Raw genomic sequence first — 20853 nt, 5'->3', positions numbered from 1 at the left:
GCTAGACCCCCCTAAAAAATTGATTAGTTACTTTGTAAGATATATACATTGAAATAAGTAAATTTAATATAAAATAACCAATAATAAAGGCAATTATTAAAATTGAAATTCCATCATATACATAAAATCTTCCCAATGTGGATATCATATATGTCATTGGTAAAATAAATAATATACCATACATAATTAGTGTTTCTTCTTTTATAAATTTTTTTTGATATTTTTTTGTAATTCCTAATTTATAAATACAATTTTGATTCTTTACATTCTTTTTTGATATAATTAAATTTTTATAAGTGATACAAAATACAATCATTGGTATCATAATAATGTAGGCAATAATCATTCTGTACATTTCGATTAAATTATTTAAGTTGAAACAAATTAATGTTGTTATTATTATTGAAATAAGTATCAATAACTCTAAAAATATTCCTATATATTTAAATTTTAGATATAGTTCTCCAAAAACGACTAGTCTTTGACTATTATTTAACCATTTGGATGCTTTTAATTTTTCAATATATTCTGGGAAAAAATATCTTACTGTTCCATATCCACCAAGTGCTCCAATAACACTAAATACTATATATCCCGACGCAATATGCTCTGTTGTAAACATCATTACAAGTCCTAAAATAAATAAAACAGGATATATCTTACTCGTTATTTGAAAAACATTCTTTTTCCTATAATTCTTTTGTCTCGTATTTGACATCATACTAGTCAACCTACCACGATATACATATCCAATATTTAAAACAAGAGAAATAAAAAGCATCATCAATAACATATAAACAGCTTGATAAAATGATTGATTGATAATTTTAATATCATAAACATAATGTAATTTATAATATATGTTTTTAAATATTACCGGTGTTAATTTATATCCCAAAGCAATTCCCAACGTTCCAAATAATATATACATAAATATACTTTGATAAAATTGATAAAAAATCATTTTCTTCAATGTCAATCCATGAAAAACTAACAACGACATTTCTTTATTTTTTGCTTCTAAAACATACATATTTGTATAAATCATGAGACAAACACTAAAAATTAGTACTAATAATGTTGTTGCTGATCCCATATACATTTTATCAACACTTGTTGTGTCTAATTGCAAATATGGATCATATAACATAGCCAGAAAAACAAAACATATAGCTGCAACTAATGTAATTGTCAATCCGTAAATTATCATTAAATTCTTTTGTTTAAAAAGATTATTTAATGCCAACTTCATCATATTCACCTACTTTTAAGAAATTTCTGAAATTTTATATTTTTTATTTGTATAAACATTTTCTAAATTCTTATCATCTAAAATCTTCAACATTCCATACGCATCGTTATAAATTTCCATTTGTTTTTTATTCTTCACAAAAAACATATATTCTTCCCCTTCTTTTGCTTGGAAATATGCATCTGGTACAACTTCAATATAACAACTTTCTTTCATTTTATCAGGGATAGATTTTAATTTATTTTTATCTAAACATGTATCTTTTGGATAATTAACATATTCATTAATTCCACTTCTTCCACCATCTCTATATATTTCTATATCACCTGTTACATCACCTTTAATGGTTGATTCAATTGAAATTGACATTAATGTTTTAATCTTCCCATTTTCATATATTTCTACGTCTTTAAAATTTTTTATTTTTCCAATAAAACAATAATCAACTTTTTCTAACATATCCTTTGGATTTGTTTCTTTGTATTTTTTACTTACTCTTTTTATTCCTGCACATTTTGAATCTGTATTCATATAAATATTATGATGTTGAGAATTATTCTTACTGTTTCTAGTAGTCCCTACTCCACAACCTGTAAGTAATAAAACTGTAAATAAAATAATTATTTTTTTCATATAGTTAGCTCCTTATTATTAATTTATCTTATTTTTAATTATTGTTAATACTTCTAAACCATTTATAACTATTCCTTTTCTTTTTATATAAATTACTGCATTTATCAAATCTTGATTAAAAAATTTCGATTCAATAGTTATAGAAATAAAATCTCCATTTTTTCGAATAATTTGTACCCATAATTTGTTTTTTCTTTCAAACAAATTTAAATATGCAATAGTTCTATAGTTAACAAAAACTATATTTCCTGTATCATCTCCACATAATAAATATTTAAGCATTATAATTAAATATTTTTTTATTCCAAAATTTAATGGGGTATATATACCTTGATTACTTATTATCCAATAATATTTTTTTGTCATTATAATTTGAAAAAATGCTAATACTACACTTAAAACTAAACCAAATACTAACGATTTACATGCATTACCTATAATGACACCTAATAATACACTTATTATAATTATTATCATTAATATTTTTCTCTTAATTCTTTGACCTATTAAATATATTTCTGGCGTATTTTTCATAATAATTTTCTCTTTTTAAATCAACTCGTCCTATACAATAATGGTAAAAAATTAAGATATCTAACATGTTTGTTGAACTTGATAAACAATATAGGAATAAAAAATAATAGGAATAATATAGCAAATTCAATATTTCTTGTTACAACTAAAATAACTAAAATTATAAAAATTGGTATCAAATTTAAAATTAAAACATCCATTCCATATCGATAACTCGATCGTTCTTTTTCTTTTATATAGTCATTTCTTACTGATTTATTTATAATATAATTATTCATTATACCATCTCCCTTTCTCAAATTAATTATACATTAGGAAAATTTTTATACATGTATTTAGGCACATCTAACCTAAATATGGCATAACTTACTTTATTAGTATTAAATAATATCATTCAAAAATTTAAAAAAATAGTTAATATCAATTTTTAACTTTTACTTATGCATAATAAGAAACGATAGAACATAGGAATGTATTTTTTGTTAAAAGATCAAACTTGCAAAACGTAATATCTATATATAAACACTATCACAATTTAAGAAAGGTGTTTCTTCTTTATCTAAGAATTTCATATGAATTTGAGTAAAGAAAAGAGATAGCTTTCGCTATCTCTTAAGCCTCTCCATTATTGACATGGAGCCTGAACTCAAGCCACACTATTTGATAATCAAAATATGAGAATCCCCTCTTTATTTTAAATTATATATTTACTCAATATCAATATCAATAACTAATTTCAATGTATAAATACTTGCCACATTTTTTAAAGAGTAATCTGTTGTAAAATATTCAATTTTTTTATATAAAGTATCTGTAATTTTATATTCTTTTAAATCACCTATTATCTCCATAATTATGAAATTATTTTCTTGATGAATTCCTAAACTTAACCCTGTTTTAGAATTTAAATTATCTTTAAAACTATCTAACAAGTAAATAATTAAATCACAAAATTCATTCGTATCGTAAATAGGATTTTCACATATAAATAACGTGTTTTTTAAAAAAATATCATCATACATAAACTCATGTATTTTTGAACTTAAAACAAAGTCAAAATATGGATTATTAGTATTTATTGTAGCTGAGAATCTCTTAACTTTTGTAATATATTGTTCTAACATAAAATTTGCTTTATCTATTTGGTTTGACTCTAAATATTTCTTTATTCCTATTAATATATACATCATTCTATGTTCTGTTTCGATGATTTCATTATACATATATTTCATTTTACTATAATTTTCTTCACTAAAATGATTCTTTTGAAGTTTAAGTTCATATTGAAGTCTCTTTTCATTATCAGTCTGTAATTTTCTAAATATAAATAGAAACAAACCACTTATAACAATAAGGGATATTGTTAATGAAACACCTTTTTTTGTAGAAAAAGCACCTGTTAATAACGTTTCTAGTAATACAGCAATAGTATATTCAATCGTTAGACATAATAATAGGATAGCCCATCCATTCTTCATTGTTAAAGAATCATAAAAATGTCGTTTAAAAATACAAGCGAATATTATAAAACATAACAAAATAAATTTAGATAATATTGTACAGAATACATAATAATTTTTTGTATAAATTTCTAATGTGCTAATATTAAATATAAAAGTTGTAACAAGCATTGACAATAAGTTTGCCAAGTATAAAAATATTCCTGCTATAGAACAAATAATAATTTTTTCAAACAAACTTTCTGTTTTTAATTTCAATAAAGAGATAAATAATGTTGCAATTACAATAAATATCAACAACTGATCAAATGTATTGTAGTAATTTGAAATAGATATTTCAAAAAAACAAATTATCGTTGTTATTAAAATATACATTTTTTTCCTCTTAACATTGAAATAATATGCCATGAATGAACTCAATAATAGACCCTCTAAAAAATTTATAAAATAATTATATATTGTCATCGTAAAAAGTGCTCCTTGTATTTTTGTATAACATTATTTTTAAATTTTCTGCCTATATTAAATTCTTCATTATTTTTTAAAATAATAGTATTTTTTTCTATTTCCTTAATATAATCTAAATTTACTGAAAATGATTTTTGAAATTGTACAATTGTTTCTGTTCCCAAATTATCCAAGATATTTTTCATAGTTGATCTATAGCAATATTTTCCATTTTTAGTATATAAAGTAACATCATGTCCACTGGATTCTATAAAATAAATATCTTTTAAAAATAAGTTTGTTTTTCTTCCATGAAAATCAAAAGTAAATAATTGCATTGTTTCTTTTAAATACGTCTTTAACAAAATAAACATTTCTTCTAAATCTTGTTTTAAATATGACTTTCGTACAAAATAAAATGGTCTAACTGAAAGCGACGAAAACACTAAATCATCTCTTGATGATACAAAGATAATTATAGGATTCGCTTCAGAAACTAATAATTTCTTTCCTATATTTATTCCGTTTATTTCTTTTAAATCAATATCCAAAAAAACAATATCATAGGTTTTATCTAAAGTATTATTAAAAAAATTATTATTTATAATATCAATCTCATACCTAGTGTACAATCTTTCAATAAACTTTTTTACATATTGTTGAAGTTCACTAGAAAAATCAACATCATCATCTACAATTGCTATATTCACTATATGTACCTCTCACTATATCATTATTAAAATAATTTTATCATAATTATTGACACAATTAAATACTTTCATATACAATTCTAAAGATACATCGATACATTGATTTAATTATTTTTTGATATTGTATGTACTTTAAAAACAAAAATCATCTGGTTTTTTTGGTTGATATAATCCACTAATAGAGTAATTATTAACTCCTGCAGTAGCCATAAAAGCCAATACTGTTAATAGAAAATTTACCATATTCTTTTTCAATTTAATTTTTTTCATATTCCTTTTCCCTCCATATTTAACTTTATAGTATCTTTAAGCATTTGTATTTATTATCTACGTAACTAACAAAAATATGTCACAACTAACAAAAACATAACGTGATTAATTCTATTTTATAAAGAAAATGATTTTGCGTTATATTACACATTTATTTTTTTAAAATTATGATTGCAAAAATACCTATATTTAGAAATGAAACAAATATATTGATATAATAATTTAAATTTTTCTCCTAGTTATGTATTAAAAAATATTTAGACTAAACTGTATTAGAAAACACACATGATTCTAGATTATATACTCATAAAATAATTTATGATAAATGAAAATACTTAACTAATTAAAACATTAGCTCAAAAAAATTATTAGTAATTTACTTAGAAAAAATTTTTTGTTCTATAATAACATAGTAGAAAAGATCAAACATAATAAAAAAATATAAATGCAAAAAAACTATTAAAAATAAAATAGTATAAACTATCTAATCAATTAAAATTTTTGATTAAAAAAAGAATTACTACAATATATTTAATCATTCCAATATCAAAAAATATACTATATCCACATCCAAAAAGAGTACATTATTTTGACGTCAAAGTTTCTACTGACTGAAATCTAAAGTCTACAACGTTTTCATTAACTCATTCGTAAACAACTCCACTTTACTTTTTCATTTTTAATTTTCAAGCTATTTTCAGTATATCACTGAAGTTTTTTCTCAATGCTAAAGCTATTCTGTTACCACATGCATAGCATGTGATACTGGTTTTATAATTAAAAAGGCTGCTTTTAATACAATGTTATTAAATTATGATGAAATAAATATAATCAAAAGAGATATCAAATAAAAATATTCTTCTGATTTTTACTTTGTTGTAACTAAAAAAGAGACATTTTCATAATTTTGACCCCTACATTACTAAGTGGAGCATATATATGTAACTATTTTAAAATCCTTTCTACATAAGGAATTTTTATATGTTCTCATTGTAGGACTATGTTCAAAATTAGGTTATTTTAGGTTTAAATTAGGGCAAAATAGAACAATCTTTTGGCATATCAGTGAATATGCCAAGGTGTGAGCCGCTTAAAATAATGGTTTGCCATAAAAATGTGTGTTATATAATAATTTATAATCTTATTAAGGAGAACTTGAAGATGAAAAATTCATTATATTTAGCTGCTATATTAAGTGTCATTTCAATTTTAATTCAATTCTATAAATTGATTAGTTTGAAAAGCAGTATTGATTTTATAGATATTTTATTAGGATTACTTACTGGTATTGAATTGCTTATTTCATCTTTTATAAAAATCAAAGATAACAAAGAGAAACAATAAAAAGATATATGAAAAGAAATATTGAAAAATATGCTTTATGGATTGCTTTTATATAATAATCAAATCCCATATTTTTAGGATACCATTTGTAGTAATGAAAGCATGCCATTACCATCTTTATATTTTTTAATACAAGGATTCTACTTACATCTAAATCAAATTCATCATCTGGAAATGGTCCTAATAATCTGGACAACTCGTTCTAAAATGAATATTTTTTACCCTAATCAGATATTTATTGTCAAATTTTAAAACATTTTCAATACCATTGTAAGATTCATATTCTTTGTTATCTTTATTACTTTGGTAACAGTCAACTATTTTACAGAGAACATCATTTTCATCCATTATAGCTTTTCTTTGCATGATAAGATATCAAAAGTAAATTCCAATAAATCATAAGAAACATTTAGATAGAATACACTGTATGTTTTGTCCTATTTATTACAGTTTCTAACAGTTGTTTCATTATCCTAAAAAGCATTGTCGATAAGAAGCTCACATCCATCTACAGCCAAAAGCGATATTCTTTAAAGAACTTTTCATCATATATTTTCTTGTTGAAAGTATTAAGAATATGAAAAAAGCTTCCATTTTAATCTTACTTTTGGATTATACAAAAGTGGAAGAAGCAGGAGTAGTCGAAGAATAATCAAATAATTGATAAAATTTATCTTTTAAAGAACTTGTTTCCATACAAAGGATGGAAGTAGTTTTAAAATCAAGTTTACAAGAACGAATAAAATCAGTATCCGGATTTTCACAAAAAAGAGAACAAGAATTGTTCATATCATCAATGATATGATATAAAATATTTTTCAAATACTTATAGTTATCCATAAAAACAACTCCGACAATATCTATAAAAAATTGACCTATTATCAATAAAATCTATTGATAATAGACTGCATACTTTATAGCCATGTCAATATTAAAAATAAAAAAGAGGTCTACTTTAATGTAAACCTCCTATAGCCATAAACTCTTAACTTAATGGCATTGGCTTTTAACACCCTTTTCTTTTATTGCTTGATCTATATGAATCTAAATGGTATTGATTAGCAATATCATCAAAAGTTTTATCTAACTTTTCAAAATATTTTTTTCTATACTGTTTGTAATTTTCATAAACATTTAATATATCATCCACTAACACTTTTTCTAACTTTAATTTTTCTATCATGTAAATAAAATTATCCCATGATTGCGTTTCTAATTGATAAGAATATCCATCTAATAATTCAATAATTAAATCAATATGGTATTCATTTACAATTATTCCCGAAATAGCACCATAATTTCTTCTGCAAATTGATACTTCTATTTTTTCTATTTCTGAATAATTAATTATTTTAAATGGCTCTTGTTTCCATTTACCAGTTAATGAACCAATTGAATGTAATTCTATACTATTAGCTGTTATATTAACACCAATCTCAGGTTTATATTTGTGATAATATTTTTGTTCATTTTTACTATTTATTGAAATTACTGCATTAAAAATATTAGTTTTTGATAATGTTATATAACTTTTATTCATTGTATTTTTGCCTTAGCAATAATTGCATCCTTCTGTGAAATTTGTTAATGTTGCACAGACAATTGATGTAGAGCTATTTGTTCCTACTACTGAAGAATATACTCCAACACCATCATCTTCTCCATTACCTTCATCATACAAATCCAAATTGAAATCTTCTAATTGTAATTCTTTATCCATAATTTTTTCTCCTTTCTACTTTTTTAGCAATAATCGCATCCTTCTGTGAAGTTTGTTAATGTTGCACAGACAATTGATGTAGAGCTATTTGTTCCTACTACTGAAGAATATACTCCAACACCATCATCCTCTCCATTACCTTCATCATACAAATCTAAATTGAAGTCTTCTAATTGTAATTCTTTATCCATATTTTTCCCTCCTTTCTTCTATAACCACTTATTGATGTAATTTACACCAGTAAGCTAATTCAAAAGTAATAAGATTATTTTTTAACATATCTTTATATAATTTATCATATAAATTATATATATAATCACTATAAGCTACATTTGTACATTTCTTTAATAATCCTGTTTCCAAATAATCTAAAGATATATCTATTTCATTACATAGGACATTTTTAGTTGTTTTATAATCACTGGTTATTAATCCCACTACTTCTAACCCTAAATAACTACATATTTTATATAAATAATTAGATACTTCATTTATACCTGTTCTATATGTAGAAATTATTAGAATACACTTTTTACCTTTCAATGGCATCGTATGAAACCAATATGATAATCTGTCAAATAGTGTTTTTAAATTACCTGATATATTATCAATAAATATTGGTGTTGAAATAACAATAATATCTGCGCCTAATAGTTTGTTTTTTATTTCAATAATTCTATCCTTGTTATCATAAATACAATTTCCAGTTTTAAAGCAAGTTTTACAACCAATACAATTATTTATAAAATTTAAGTAACTATCATCTATAAAAATTTCTTCTAAATAGTATCTTTTTTTTATTTCTAATTTTAATTGTTTATAGATTTTCATTGTTGTTTTCTTCTCATTGTAATGATCTCCATTAATATGCAACAATTTTTTTGTACTTTTAATTATCATAAATATAATCCCACATAGATTTAAAATTATTATTTTGATTTCTTAAATCATTTGAAATTTCATTTAATTTATTTACATTCAACTGTTTTCTTAATAATTTATTTATTTGTGATGAAATTGAAGCATTTTTATTTAATGAATAGGTTGTTTCACCTATTCCTAATTCTTCTAATAATAATCCATTCATTCTTTGTTCACTACTAATTGGAGTAATTAACATTGGAACCTTATAATAAATTGCTTCTAATATACTATTATGACCTCCTGATGTAATAAAGACATCTGTTTTTGATAAAATAAATTTTTGAGGTATAAAACTAGAAATGTAAATATTATTTATTTTATTTTCTCTTATATAGTTATTTAGGGGCTCTGAAAATTTTCCAACTGCCATAACAACTCCAATATTAAATTTTGAAAGAGCATTTACAAAATTTTTATAATAATAATATGATTGTGTTACAAATGAACCTGAAGATATATATATGATTTTTTTGTATGATTCAATAAATTTTATTAATTTATCATCTATATTTTCTTCTATTTTAAATACAGATTTTTCTGGTTTGATTATTAAATACTTTCTATTTTCATAAAATGATGATACCGGTTGAAATTTTTCACTTGAAAAAATTAGTGTAAATTCAGTCATTGGATCTAACTGATGATGAGTATAAATTGGAAAATTTTTTCCCCATATTTCTTATATAATTTTTCTGCTCTCTCTCTTAAATCAAGAAAATATTCATTTGGTAAGTTTTTTATACGCCATTTAGCATTCATAAATACAGCATATAAATCATTTGGATTCTGCTCAAAGTATCTTTTTGAATAAATATTATGTGTCATATATCCAATGCATTTAATATTCATTTTATCAGCAACCAATCTTCCTAATTTATCCACAGCATCTCGAAACATTAAATTGATGTTAAATTTTTCTACAATTTCACAAATATAATCTATTTGTTTTAATGTTATATCAAAAACAGATTCTATGTCTTTTTCAGTTATATAATCATAACCTTCTTTAATTTTACCTTTTTTCCATAGTTCGTCTGTTTTTTTCATAACCAAATCAACATCAATATTATTACAAGAAGCAGGAACAATATAATCGGGATATTCAATAAACTTTGCACCATAACTTTCAAGCATATCTTTATTATTGGATGTACTCATACAATAAACTACATTTTGTTTATTTATTAATTCTCTTATTAGTACTTCTACAAGAGTAATATGACTTCTTGGAGAAGACATTAACAATAATATATTCATTTTTATTCTCCTATCTGTATATTATATAATTTGGCATAATCACCTTTATTATTCATCAGTGACTTATGTGTTCCTTGTTCAATTAATTTTCCATCTTTAAGTACAAAAATATTATCTGCGATCTTGACATTAGAAAATCTATGTGTAACAAAAATTCCTATTTTATCTAAAATATTATTTCTAAAATTCTTAAAAAATGAATATTCCGCAGATGGATCAAGTGCAGCAGTAGGCTCATCTAAAATATACATACTTGCACATCTAATCAAAGAGCGAGCAATAGCAATTTTTTGCCATTGGCCACCAGATAATTGTATACCTCCAGAAAACCAATTTCCTAATTGTTGATCATACTTATTTGGTAATGTTTGAATAATATCATCTGCACCTGTCAGTTTAGCCGCTTTTATTATTTTTTCTTTGTTATTAATTTGTGTTATATCCCCAACACCAATGTTATTTTTTGCATCAAATTCATAATTGTTATAATCTTGAAAAACTGTAGAAATTTTGTTTTGATAGTCTTTCATATCAATTTTTCTTAAATCAATATCATTAACTAAAACAGTTCCTTCATAATCAGTATATAATCCTGTTAGTATTTTAATTAAAGTTGTTTTACCTGAACCATTTTCACCAACAAGTGCATTTATTTCGCCAGAATTTAATTTTAATGAGATATTCTTTAACGAATAATTTTTTCTATTTTTATATCTGTATGAAACATTTTTTAATTCTATATTTTTAATAGAATCTATTTTTATTTTTTCTTCATTATTTTGGTACTTTTTATTGTCCACTAATCTAAAAAAAGATAAAATATATTCACAATAAACACTATCCGTATATAATGAAAAACACGAACTAGCAATATTATTAATTGCAGATTCAACTTTAGTAGTCGTATTAATATAAGTCATTAAACTCCCTAATAATAATTTTGAAGATAACGCTTCTAACATCGCTAATGCCACAATTATTAGCGAAAATAATGTATTTAAAAGTTGATAAAAGAAATTAAAAATATTTTTTCTCTTATTAATAATTATATTTTCATTAAATATTTCTTTTTTTATATTCTTAAATTTTCTTATTAAATATTCAGATAAATTTAACATTTTAACTTCTTTTACAAAATAATCTTTAATAATTAAATGTGATAAATACCATCCCTTTCTTTCATTTTCTGCTCTTTTGTATACCATATCGTATTCTTTTTTATTAATTTCAATAAAATATTTGTAAGCTGCAAATGGTAAGATAATAAACCCTATCAATGACCATAAATGCCAATTTGATAATATAATTAACGAAACTATAAAACTTACTAACCCTGAAATTAAGGACAATATATTTTTAAAAAGACTTAATGGTCTAATGCCTATTTGTTGTTCTGCTCTTTGTAAAGCATCATATATTTGTGGATTTTCGAAATCTTGATAATCAAGCCTTGAACATTTGTCTAAAAATAAAACATTTAAATGATAAAATAAATAATCACTGTACTTAGTTAAGTAATATGAATTAAAATTATTCAAAATAAGGGAAACCATTTTTATCGTTGTATATAATATTAAAACTTTAATTAAAGTACTTTTTTCCCCTCCAATTTGAAGCATATTAAGCATTTTTTGAGAAATAATAATAGAAATAAAAGGTAACGTACTAACTGAAATATTCAAAAATAATGATAAAAATATATATTTTTTTTCATACCTTAGTAAAAGCTTCATGGTTTCTATAATATTTTTTGAAATCACTTTTGTTTTTTTTAGTATATTATTTCTTTCCATAATATTTTTCCCTCATAATTTGGTTATAAATAATTTTTCTTAAATATCCCATTGTTCTATTTTCTAATTTTCTATTTATTCCTATCATTCGATTGAATTGCATATGAAAAATACTTAATAATATTCCCTTTTTTCTTTCTTTAGAATTGATGCTACTATTAATTTTATTCCAGTAACTAATAAAATCATTCTCATAGTTATCTAGGTTAATTAATAATCTTATTCCTTCTTCTGAAGTTCTATAATTTTGCCAATTATCATGATTTTTCAAATAATGCCCTGTTCTTATTTTTATTTGTTCAAATTCTTTATTATATTTTTTTCCAATATTAAAATTTTCTAAATAGTATAGTTTATCTTCCGAATTAATATCTAAATCTTCTATTAACTTATAACAACTTATAATAAATAAATCAGTTAATTTTAATTTTGTAAAATTGTATTCATACAATTTTAGAAGTCCTATAGCTAATTCACTATTTGAAAAAAAGGTTTCTTCTGCAAAATAAAAGTTATTAGCTCCTCCATATCTCTCAAATTCTTGAAAGTATGTATCCATAACACATTCTGTTATTAAATTATTTTCCTTTAAATCTTTAATCATATCACTTACAAGTCCTACAATATCTTTTAATTTCTCATTGGAATACTTAATTCTTAGTCTTATATGTGATTTTGGATCCTTATATCTAATAAAAAATAGTCTACTATTATACTGTTTTTGTTTTAAAATATTATTTAATTTTGAAATAGAATTAATTAAAATGTGATTATGTACATCGTCATTGGAATACAATTTAATACTTAGCCAATTTTCTAAAGGAAATTTTGAATACATTAAATATTTATTTGTATCTATATACTGAATATCATCTGGTAAAATTAACTTATCTTTATATTTTTTTTGACATGGTGATAAATGAACTATTATCTCACTAACATATTTTTCATTATTTTCATCATATATTGGAAGATTTGATTCTTCAAAAATATTTTCATAAATTCTTAATGTACTATCTCCTTTAAGTAGATTATATAAAATATTTAAATGTACCCTATTTTCTACATTTAAAAGCATTCTTTGATCTAATGGTCCTACACTAACTAGATTAGAAAAGTTGTATTTTTTCTTCATTTCTTTTATATATTCATATATATTTTTTAATGTTACATCTTTGTTTTTAAAATCAAAATCCTTCGGCAATGTATAAGAAGCTGGAAATAAAATAAAATTTTTGTAACTTATTCGTGGCAAATAACCTTTTACTTGTAAAATATAGTGTTGCAAAGCTGTATAAAAACTTGTAAATAACAACTTCTGTTTATTAGTTACCTCAATAAGTGTTCTTAACTCTTGTGGATATGCATTTATATTGAACATATTAGATGCATAAAACTCTATAATTTCATTTGTAGATTTTTGAACAAACCTAATATAGTTTTGATTATCAACTATTACATATATATCTTCGATATCTATTCTTTCTTTATTTTGAATAATTGTATTTGTCCCATATTCAACATATGCACTTTTATTTGATTTACACATCATAACATTATTGTATCTTGCATTTTGAGGTATAAAACATACTTCAACTTCCTTAACTAAAGAATCCTTTTTATGCTTTTCTTCATTAGAAAATAAATATTCGAATCTTCCTGAAATTTTATATTCAGTATTTGATCCCATCAAGGGACTTATCATATACTTTAACGTATTTTTTTCATTATATAAATATAAAGCTAATTCTCCTCCTGTTTGCGAAACATTTTCTTTGTATGTTATATTATTTACCATATAATTTTCTAACTTTAAATTATTTGTTTTATTTTCAGACATTGCTAATAAAATTTCACAAATAATATTATCATTATATTTTAAAGAATTTTTATCATCGGAATGTGGAAATCCTAAACCCGTTTCTTCATCTATTAAATCAAGATATTTTACAGCCTGATTTCCATATTTTTCTTTAAATTTCATCGAATAATCAAAAAATGTTTCATTATATCTATATTTAGCAAGAAAATTTGCAAAATCTTCAATATCACTTTTTACTTTGTTATTTAAAGATATTTTTGACGTATTATACATATCTATTTGAAGATAATTATCGGATACATTAATACTTTCCATAAAATTAATTATATTTTTATAAATTTCTTCACCTTCACCTATATCAGTCTTTTCATAATTATCTAACATACTTCTTAGTTCTAATAATTTACAAAATAATTCTGTACTAACATTGTATCCCTCAAGTTTTTCTAATACATATCCTAATGGATCAGTAATTAAAGTATTTGGTCTTAAGTCGCTTATTAAGAATTCATTGTCTAGTAAACTACTAATGAATTCAATTATTGATTCTTCTTTAACACCAATTGAATTTGATTTTAAATTTTTGATAATATCTTCAATAGAAATATATTGTTTACACATATCAAATACATACTTTACTGCTTTGGTATTATTAATATATATCTTTCTTTCACTTTCACGTGCATTTTTCACATAACAACTATTCCATTTTTTCAAGACCTTTTCACCAACAAATCTATTGGTATCATTTATTATTACCTTTAGCTTAATACCTACATCTTTTTCTAATTTTTTTATAATTTCAATTAACCAAGACATATCAGGCCTAGATTTTTTATGATGTTTCTTATGTATATTTAATATATTGTCTTCTTTAAAATTTCCAATCATCACACTCGAATTTAAACCATATGGTGTACATCTTGTTGAACTTCTTATTAAATATTTAGTTAACGAAATCAATTCATCATTATTTATTTTTTCTTTTTTTGAAATAATATCATATAAGCCAGATGAAGATATCAATAAATTTTCTTTAAATTTATCTAGTGATAAATTCTCTTTGTTTTCTATTGATTCCTTATAATAATCAAATGAATTATAAGGTATTCTTATCATAAAATCATTTTTGCATTTCATTTTTTATATCCTCCTCTTTATACTAAAAATAATGATTTTGTGTACATATTATAAAAATAATTACTTTCTTTTAAAAAATAGGGTATTAAAATCGAAAATAAACCATCTATTGAATTTAATTTTTCATACTCATAAATATCTTTATTATTTATGTAGTCTTTATCATATTTATAAAAATAATACTTATTATTTTTATTTCCCATTTGCCATATTTTTCTTTCAAGTACATTACTTAATATTCTAAAATAATCATCTTTAGTTTCTATATAAAATAAATTAATAATTAAATATAATCCAGAATACCCATGACAAAATGTAGGACATTCTAAATTTAAATCATTTATATCTATTTTTTTCATTTCTTGTATCATCCATGATTTTAATTCTATATTTTCTGTATTATTAGCAGCACAAAAGAGTATTCTAATTATTCCCAATTTCCCGTAACACCATGCAAATCTTTTTTTATATACATATTTTCTATCATTTTCATTATTGGTTATAATCTGTGGCCAATATGTATCATTTGAAAATACAAACATATTTATATAAAATTCTAAAATTTTATTATATGTTTCATCTAATTTATTACATTTTATGTTATTTTTTTTCGCAAGAGAAAATATATACAAGAAATCTATAATTCCGTGTGCTGCTCCTAAATCAATATACCCTTCTGAATATTTTTTTTTAAAAATTGGATTTGTTATATATTTATTTTTTATCCATATATTTTTTGATTTAATTATTTCACAATCTTCCTCAAATAATTTAATCATCCAATTCAAACATTCTTCTATATAATTTAATTGTTCATTGTGATATGTAATAAAATATGACAAAATCCCTGTTAAACCATTTAATAAATCATATTTTCCATTAAACAAGTCATGGTTTTTCCCATTAACAATTAATTTTAAAGATTGATCTTTAACAAAATTTTCTATTGAATACAATATTTGACATTCACCATATAATTCTCTTATCATATATGCTATTCCTGTAAATCCGTACCAACTACCCAATGGAATATCATACTTTTTTAGGTTATTAAGTATTTCATTTAGTTGATCCTTTGAATATTCAAGATATTGTCTATATTTATTTAAATTTGTTTTTTTATAATAAATTGCCAAAAAATAATAATATATAACTAAATCAAATGTTTCTGGGAAATTATTTGGTTTATAATTTTCTAATTTCAGGTTTATGTTATCTATAATATTCTTTTTCACTTTCTTCATTTTTTCGCCTCATCTCTTTGACATATAAAAAATAACATCTATAAAGCATAAAAAGTATTAATTTGTTATAAGTTACACATATATGGCACAACTCTCCTCTATTAACAAAATTAAAAAAATTTTACATACTTAATATTTTAGTAACATTCACTCAAAAGATAGTCTTATTGAAAATAACACTGTAAACGCCAAATAAAACAGTGTATTAAAAAGCCGTTCAATTTGATCCGATAATCAATTTAAACGGCTTTTCTTTCAAATTCTTCTTTTATCTCTTCACTCCATGGTAAAAACAATCCAGTTTTCTGAATTTTCAACTAAATCTTATTGAGATAAATAATTCAGGATAAATTCAATATAATCATATAGATCCAGTTTGTTATCTTTTGCTATTTCAATCATACTGAATACTATCAACTACCTTCGTAGAAGTTGAAAGCAGTCAGTTCTTTCGATTGTGTTCTATAACACATAATTTCAATCAACAGTAAATATGTTCATCTAATGAATCGGTCATAGGTACTCTAAAAATAAACGCAGTCCCCTCATAATTCAAGGCATCTTGTATAGTATAAGCCAACAGCTGTGTAAATATATTCTGTATAGAATATATCACCTAGCATAATAAAGCTCCAGTAATATTTGTTATTGTTTTTATATCCATATGACAGGAAACTTCGATTCGTACGTCGACTTTGGTTATATGAATATTTTATTTTTTAGATTACTCTAATCTATAGAAACAATGTTTGGAACTGAAATAGCTCCCGATTCAACTGTTATAGTTCTTACTTTCTTAAGCCATTTGTAGTAGGTCTTACACCACATTTTAATTGGTAGCCCTCTTTCTTATTATCTTCATCCATTGCTTTGTTTTGATGTCGTTATTAATACTCTTAACATTTGTAAAGGATAAAATAAAAATGTTAGAAAACCCACAAAATTATTTAGTCCAAAATCTACATTTTTATATTGACTTTTACAAACATTCATAATCTCATCTTCCATGTATAGTAAAATTAGGCACTAAAACTACTATAATTATCATTGGTGATTTACTATATTTTCATCCACTATTTTATTCGTCGCTTACATAATATTTCACAAATTGATACTGATAAGAAAAATTATTTGAAAATAAAAAAATATCAACATTAATATAACTATTATTAATGTTGATATCGCTTTTTTAGAAATAATCAAAAAAAAAGACATATAATTTCAAATTTTTATTATTACTCAATAGTGGATAAATAAAATATTAAAAATTTTCTATATTATACAAAATTTTTATTTAGATAGTGTCCCAAAGTAAGAAAGATTCCAAATCTTTCATTATTTTAAATATTTAATTGATAATCATTTATTGGATTCTTGTTAGTTAATATTTCTTTTTGTTTTGAATATGTAACATATGTATATATTTGTGTTGTCGATATTGAACTATGTCCCAATATGTTTTGAATGTATCTAATGTCAACACCTTTTTCAAGTAAAGTTGTAGCAAATGTATGTCTAAACATATGAGGGGTTATATGTGTCGAAAGTTCTAATTCACTTTCTATTTTTTTCAACAATATGCGAACGGTTTGTTCAGATAGCTTTTTATTGAATTTGTTTAGAAAAAAATATTCATTCTTTTTACATGTATTATTATAAGTTAGGTACATTTGACATAATTGAACTACATTAGAATTTCCCAAATATAAAATTCTTTCCTTTGATCCTTTACCAAATATTTTTAATTTCTTTTCTAATAAGTCTATATCTTTTAGTTTTATATTACATAATTCAGATACACGGATTCCAGTTGAAAACATTACGCTTATAAGTGTAATGTTTCTTAAGGATATCTTTTTTTGGAATTCTGTCTTTGAATTTTTTAAATCTTTTAATAATAGATGAATAATTTTATCGATATAATCTTTTTGAATTGTTTTTGGTAGTAATTTAGGTTCTTTTATTTTTGTTTTTATTTTATTGAATGGGGAATAGTCTATTATTTCTTCATATTCTAAGTAAGAATAGAAAGCTTTTACACTTGCTATTTTTCTTTTAATAGTTTTATATTTTAAATATTTTTTATTTAGGTAGTGTATGTATTCATTTATTATTTTTTGATTTATTTCTGTAGTAGTAATAAATTCTAAATATTGATTTAAATCTATTGTATAGGCTTTTATTGTTTTTTCATTTAATCTTTTTCTAAATTTGCAATCTTCATAATAAGATTCTAATTGTTTTTCTAATTCTATTTTTTTCATATCATATTTCTCCTTTAAATTACAATATGAATTATATAGAAATGTTAATTATTTTATATAGCCTTTTATAGCGATAATTAGAAGTTATCGATAGATAAAGGAGAATAGTATGAAATTTGTTAATCGAACTAAAGAAAGAAGCGAATTACCTTATTTATTAAAACCTCAAAATGATCAAATAAAAAATGTCCTAATTATTTATGGTGATAACGGTATAGGTAAATCAGAATTGATAAATAAAATTTTAGAACAATCTGACATAAAAAAATATTCTATTATAGTTGAAGGATCACATAAGCAAAAAACTTTGAAAGAGTTTTATCATGTTGATTTATTACTAAATGCAATTGAAAAAAAATCAAATAGAATGACAAATTTTCTATTAGGGATTAAACCATTATTTATAAATTCATTAAAAAATTTTATAATGAATAAAACCAGCAGTATAATAGGCTTCAATAATCTTGAAATAGCAAATAAAATAAATCTTATACGAAACTATCTAGAATCGAATCTTGATAATAATTTTATCTATTTTAAAAATGCACAATCTATAGAAAAGGAATCTATGGATTTATTTTTAAATTTGGCAAGTGAGATACCTACAACAATTTTTATTTTTGAGTATACTCTTTGTAAGGATGATTTTATTTGTATAAAAAACGAAATTAATTCTATTAATAAAGAATGTCAATATTATTATGTTCAACCTATAAATTTTAATGAAATAAAACAACTTTTTAATTTATCAAAAATAAGTGGACCTAAATTAAAAGAAATAAAAGATTTTTACGAGCATGTTAACGGTAATTTAATAAAATTATTTGAAAAGTATAGAACATTATATATAAATAACGAACCTGAATTTAATTACATTTTATTAGATCAAATTCAAAAAATAATACTTCAGCTTATTCATATATCTCCTATCAGTTTCTCTGTTGAAGAAATTGTACAACTTTTAAATAATCAATCAATTAACATATCAAATTTTGAATCAAGTAATTATAATATTATAATAAATGAATTAATCAGTAATAACATTTTGGAAGAAAAACCAAAATTAAGTTTATCAAAGTCATTGTACAATCAAATTGTTGAATCCTATCATAATAATATAGAAGGTTATATTGCATATAATTTTTTAAAAGAATATTTTAATAGCAAAAATGACATAATATCTCTATTTAAAATTAATTGTTTATTTAAAGAAAATAATGAAATCATTCAATTATTTCCAAAATTAAAAATAATGGCAATAAAAAGGAAGTATCCAGAAATAATAATAAGTGAATTAGAAAAAAATTTTTTACAAGATGAAAAAATAGATTCATTTAATGAAAGAATAATAATGTTTATTGTTGAATTATGTATATTATGTGATGATTATGAAAAAGGCAAATTTTATCTAAATAAAATTTATAACAAAAAAAGAAATGCTCATAATATATTAATAGCAGAATTAGAAGCTATTAATTATAGAGATACAAAAAAATCTATAGATATTATTGATAAAATTGAGAAATATTATGATGATACTAGTCGATGTACTTTTATTATTATACTTTATAAAATGAAAATATTTATGGAAAGAAAATCAATAAAACAAACAACCCAATTAATCAATTATATAGATAAAATAGAAAAATTTAAACATTATCCCGAATACTCTTACTATCTACGAAACAAAGCGGAATTATCTAATTTAAAAGAAGGAAATACAATATATAATGAATGTATTTCAAGTCTAATAAATTTAAATGATCCATTATATTTGCCTTCAATATATATCGCACTATCTATGAATTATGCACATCTTGGAAAATTAAAAATGGCAAATGAATATAATAATAAATTAATAGATAATCAACTTGAAGGTATACGGGAATACTATCTATTGAATAATCGAGCTACTATCAAAATGTTAAATAATATATTTGATAAAACAGTTATTTCAGATTTAAAAAATGCAGATTATTTTGATTTAAATTATATATGTCTTTTTGACTATCTTTTTATATCTTCTCAAATGTCCGCAA

Annotated in this window: 21 protein-coding genes; 2 read left to right on the top strand and 19 right to left on the bottom strand. The window is 22.6% G+C overall.

What is annotated here, in order from left to right; genetic code table 11:
• Nucleotide 1 precedes the first annotated feature (1 nt).
• The 7 genes from LJD32_RS07990 to LJD32_RS07960 all read right to left on the bottom strand — a co-directional run bounded on the left by LJD32_RS07990 (nt 2) and on the right by LJD32_RS07960 (nt 5306).
• On the bottom strand, nt 2-1252 hold the full coding sequence (locus tag LJD32_RS07990) for an FtsX-like permease family protein (RefSeq protein WP_227392708.1): 1251 nt from the start codon (nt 1250-1252) through the stop codon (nt 2-4).
• A 15-nt stretch (nt 1253-1267) separates the two neighbouring features.
• The gene (locus tag LJD32_RS07985; RefSeq protein ID WP_227392707.1) at nt 1268-1885 is read right to left on the bottom strand and encodes a hypothetical protein; all 618 of its coding nucleotides are present in this window, start codon (nt 1883-1885) and stop codon (nt 1268-1270) included.
• Between the two features lie 18 nt (nt 1886-1903).
• Nucleotides 1904-2419, bottom strand: coding sequence for a hypothetical protein (locus LJD32_RS07980; protein WP_178814840.1), 516 nt, complete (start codon nt 2417-2419; stop codon nt 1904-1906).
• 20 nt (nt 2420-2439) lie between these two features.
• Entirely contained in the window at nt 2440-2697 is a 258-nt protein-coding gene (locus tag LJD32_RS15625) for an accessory gene regulator B family protein (RefSeq protein WP_178814843.1), read from the bottom strand.
• A 429-nt stretch (nt 2698-3126) separates the two neighbouring features.
• Nucleotides 3127-4254, bottom strand: coding sequence for a hypothetical protein (locus LJD32_RS07970; RefSeq protein ID WP_227392706.1), 1128 nt, complete (start codon nt 4252-4254; stop codon nt 3127-3129).
• 86 nt (nt 4255-4340) lie between these two features.
• Nucleotides 4341-5036 (bottom strand): LytR/AlgR family response regulator transcription factor, encoded by a 696-nt coding sequence (locus LJD32_RS15490; RefSeq protein WP_227392705.1) that lies wholly within the window; start codon nt 5034-5036, stop codon nt 4341-4343.
• Nucleotides 5037-5168: 132 nt separating this feature from the next.
• Complete coding sequence (locus LJD32_RS07960; RefSeq protein ID WP_107030401.1) at nt 5169-5306, bottom strand: AgrD family cyclic lactone autoinducer peptide; 138 nt, start codon at nt 5304-5306, stop codon at nt 5169-5171.
• Nucleotides 5307-6467: 1161 nt separating this feature from the next.
• On the opposite strand from LJD32_RS07960, the gene LJD32_RS07955 reads away from it, so the two are divergent.
• On the top strand, nt 6468-6650 hold the full coding sequence (locus LJD32_RS07955) for a hypothetical protein (RefSeq protein ID WP_227392599.1): 183 nt from the start codon (nt 6468-6470) through the stop codon (nt 6648-6650).
• 180 nt (nt 6651-6830) lie between these two features.
• Here LJD32_RS07955 and LJD32_RS07950 read toward each other — a convergent pair whose 3' ends face one another.
• The 12 genes from LJD32_RS07950 to LJD32_RS07895 form a co-directional block, all read right to left on the bottom strand.
• Nucleotides 6831-7016 carry a hypothetical protein gene (locus LJD32_RS07950; protein ID WP_227392598.1) on the bottom strand — a complete coding sequence of 62 codons (186 nt, stop codon included), beginning with the start codon at nt 7014-7016 and terminating at the stop codon, nt 6831-6833.
• Nucleotides 7017-7262: 246 nt separating this feature from the next.
• The gene (locus tag LJD32_RS07945) at nt 7263-7490 is read right to left on the bottom strand and encodes a hypothetical protein (RefSeq protein WP_107030400.1); all 228 of its coding nucleotides are present in this window, start codon (nt 7488-7490) and stop codon (nt 7263-7265) included.
• 166 nt (nt 7491-7656) lie between these two features.
• The gene (locus LJD32_RS07940; protein ID WP_195932677.1) at nt 7657-8190 is read right to left on the bottom strand and encodes a hypothetical protein; all 534 of its coding nucleotides are present in this window, start codon (nt 8188-8190) and stop codon (nt 7657-7659) included.
• A 12-nt stretch (nt 8191-8202) separates the two neighbouring features.
• Nucleotides 8203-8370 carry a hypothetical protein gene (locus LJD32_RS07935; RefSeq protein WP_155522460.1) on the bottom strand — a complete coding sequence of 56 codons (168 nt, stop codon included), beginning with the start codon at nt 8368-8370 and terminating at the stop codon, nt 8203-8205.
• Nucleotides 8371-8393: 23 nt separating this feature from the next.
• A complete protein-coding gene (locus tag LJD32_RS07930; RefSeq protein WP_227392597.1) occupies nt 8394-8561 on the bottom strand; it encodes a hypothetical protein in 168 nt (55 codons plus the stop codon).
• A 28-nt stretch (nt 8562-8589) separates the two neighbouring features.
• Nucleotides 8590-9270, bottom strand: coding sequence for a flavodoxin family protein (locus LJD32_RS07925; protein ID WP_227392596.1), 681 nt, complete (start codon nt 9268-9270; stop codon nt 8590-8592).
• Nucleotides 9260-9922 (bottom strand): glycosyltransferase, encoded by a 663-nt coding sequence (locus tag LJD32_RS07920; protein ID WP_227392595.1) that lies wholly within the window; start codon nt 9920-9922, stop codon nt 9260-9262. The genes LJD32_RS07925 and LJD32_RS07920 overlap by 11 nt, the downstream gene beginning before the upstream one ends.
• Before the next feature lie 5 nt (nt 9923-9927).
• On the bottom strand, nt 9928-10551 hold the full coding sequence (locus LJD32_RS07915) for a hypothetical protein (RefSeq protein WP_227392594.1): 624 nt from the start codon (nt 10549-10551) through the stop codon (nt 9928-9930).
• Between the two features lie 2 nt (nt 10552-10553).
• Entirely contained in the window at nt 10554-12344 is a 1791-nt protein-coding gene (locus tag LJD32_RS07910; protein ID WP_195947410.1) for an ABC transporter ATP-binding protein, read from the bottom strand.
• The gene (locus LJD32_RS07905; protein ID WP_227392593.1) at nt 12331-15306 is read right to left on the bottom strand and encodes a lantibiotic dehydratase; all 2976 of its coding nucleotides are present in this window, start codon (nt 15304-15306) and stop codon (nt 12331-12333) included. Before LJD32_RS07905 ends, LJD32_RS07910 begins: the two co-directional genes overlap by 14 nt.
• A gap of 17 nt (nt 15307-15323) precedes the next feature.
• Nucleotides 15324-16550: a lanthionine synthetase LanC family protein gene (locus LJD32_RS07900; RefSeq protein WP_227392592.1), complete on the bottom strand. Its 1227-nt coding sequence runs from the start codon at nt 16548-16550 to the stop codon at nt 15324-15326.
• 1340 nt (nt 16551-17890) lie between these two features.
• Nucleotides 17891-18814 carry a tyrosine-type recombinase/integrase gene (locus LJD32_RS07895; RefSeq protein WP_227403813.1) on the bottom strand — a complete coding sequence of 308 codons (924 nt, stop codon included), beginning with the start codon at nt 18812-18814 and terminating at the stop codon, nt 17891-17893.
• A gap of 109 nt (nt 18815-18923) precedes the next feature.
• On the opposite strand from LJD32_RS07895, the gene LJD32_RS07890 reads away from it, so the two are divergent.
• Nucleotides 18924-20853 (top strand): hypothetical protein (locus LJD32_RS07890; protein WP_227392802.1); only part of this gene is annotated, 1930 nt, incomplete at its 3' end.

This window comes from Faecalibacillus sp. TM498, assembly GCF_020589955.1.
GTDB lineage: Bacteria > Bacillota_I > Bacilli_A > Erysipelotrichales > Coprobacillaceae > Faecalibacillus > Faecalibacillus intestinalis.
Note: the sequence above shows the minus strand (reverse complement) of the source record. Positions and strands in the feature narration are given on the sequence as shown.

Bases quoted from the DNA above. Each gene is read 5' to 3' on its own strand.
- LJD32_RS07990 (WP_227392708.1), bottom strand. From the start codon at position 1,252: ATGAAGTTGGCATTAAATAATCTTTTTAAACAAAAGAATTTAATGATA.
- LJD32_RS07985 (WP_227392707.1), bottom strand. From the start codon at position 1,885: ATGAAAAAAATAATTATTTTATTTACAGTTTTATTACTTACAGGTTGT.
- LJD32_RS07980 (WP_178814840.1), bottom strand. From the start codon at position 2,419: ATGAAAAATACGCCAGAAATATATTTAATAGGTCAAAGAATTAAGAGA.
- LJD32_RS15625 (WP_178814843.1), bottom strand. From the start codon at position 2,697: ATGAATAATTATATTATAAATAAATCAGTAAGAAATGACTATATAAAA.
- LJD32_RS07970 (WP_227392706.1), bottom strand. From the start codon at position 4,254: ATGTATATTTTAATAACAACGATAATTTGTTTTTTTGAAATATCTATT.
- LJD32_RS07960 (WP_107030401.1), bottom strand. From the start codon at position 5,306: ATGAAAAAAATTAAATTGAAAAAGAATATGGTAAATTTTCTATTAACA.
- LJD32_RS07955 (WP_227392599.1), top strand. From the start codon at position 6,468: ATGAAAAATTCATTATATTTAGCTGCTATATTAAGTGTCATTTCAATT.
- LJD32_RS07950 (WP_227392598.1), bottom strand. From the start codon at position 7,016: ATGCAAAGAAAAGCTATAATGGATGAAAATGATGTTCTCTGTAAAATA.
- LJD32_RS07945 (WP_107030400.1), bottom strand. From the start codon at position 7,490: ATGGATAACTATAAGTATTTGAAAAATATTTTATATCATATCATTGAT.
- LJD32_RS07940 (WP_195932677.1), bottom strand. From the start codon at position 8,190: ATGAATAAAAGTTATATAACATTATCAAAAACTAATATTTTTAATGCA.
- LJD32_RS07935 (WP_155522460.1), bottom strand. From the start codon at position 8,370: ATGGATAAAGAATTACAATTAGAAGATTTCAATTTGGATTTGTATGAT.
- LJD32_RS07930 (WP_227392597.1), bottom strand. From the start codon at position 8,561: ATGGATAAAGAATTACAATTAGAAGACTTCAATTTAGATTTGTATGAT.
- LJD32_RS07925 (WP_227392596.1), bottom strand. From the start codon at position 9,270: ATGATAATTAAAAGTACAAAAAAATTGTTGCATATTAATGGAGATCAT.
- LJD32_RS07920 (WP_227392595.1), bottom strand. From the start codon at position 9,922: ATGACTGAATTTACACTAATTTTTTCAAGTGAAAAATTTCAACCGGTA.
- LJD32_RS07915 (WP_227392594.1), bottom strand. From the start codon at position 10,551: ATGAATATATTATTGTTAATGTCTTCTCCAAGAAGTCATATTACTCTT.
- LJD32_RS07910 (WP_195947410.1), bottom strand. From the start codon at position 12,344: ATGGAAAGAAATAATATACTAAAAAAAACAAAAGTGATTTCAAAAAAT.
- LJD32_RS07905 (WP_227392593.1), bottom strand. From the start codon at position 15,306: ATGAAATGCAAAAATGATTTTATGATAAGAATACCTTATAATTCATTT.
- LJD32_RS07900 (WP_227392592.1), bottom strand. From the start codon at position 16,550: ATGAAGAAAGTGAAAAAGAATATTATAGATAACATAAACCTGAAATTA.
- LJD32_RS07895 (WP_227403813.1), bottom strand. From the start codon at position 18,814: ATGAAAAAAATAGAATTAGAAAAACAATTAGAATCTTATTATGAAGAT.